General features: G+C 48.4%; 1 protein-coding gene. It reads left to right on the top strand.

Annotated features, from left to right (window positions below):
* The coding region (locus tag GDZ68_RS17950; protein ID WP_153723683.1) for a transposase at positions 1-494 on the top strand (494 nt) is incomplete at both ends.

The following is a 494-nucleotide window of genomic DNA, read 5'->3' as shown; positions in this document are numbered from 1 at the left end:
GATTTCATCCGGCCGGTTATCGAGCATTATAACGAGCAGTTTCCCGAAACCTCGTATCTGGTTCGTGGAGACAGCGGCTTTGCGGTTCCCACGCTGTATGAGTTATGCGAGAAGGAATCATTTTCGTATATCATTCGTTTGAAGTCGAATGCCAAGCTGCAGGCACTTGCGGAAGAACTGCATCCGACAGACGAAATTCAAGATATCTCGAAGACCGAATACTACGTAGAAGATTCCATTTATCAAGCGGCCTCCTGGTCGAAACCTCGTCGTATCGTCATTCAATCGACACGGCCGGCAGGTGAGCTGTTCTTTCGGCATGCCTTTTTCGTGACGAGCCTTGGAGAGTGCTTTTCTCCGCAAGCGATTGTGTATTCGTATCAGCAGCGCGGCACGATGGAAAACTTCATCAAGGAAGCGAAGGACGGATTTGGCTTTGATCAGATGAAAAGTCATGATTTCACAGTCAATACCGCTCGCATGATGATCAGTCT

This window comes from Sporosarcina cascadiensis, from assembly GCF_009650995.1.
Taxonomy (GTDB): Bacteria; Bacillota; Bacilli; order Bacillales_A; family Planococcaceae; genus Sporosarcina; species Sporosarcina cascadiensis.
This window is presented reverse-complemented; position numbering and strand designations above follow the sequence as displayed.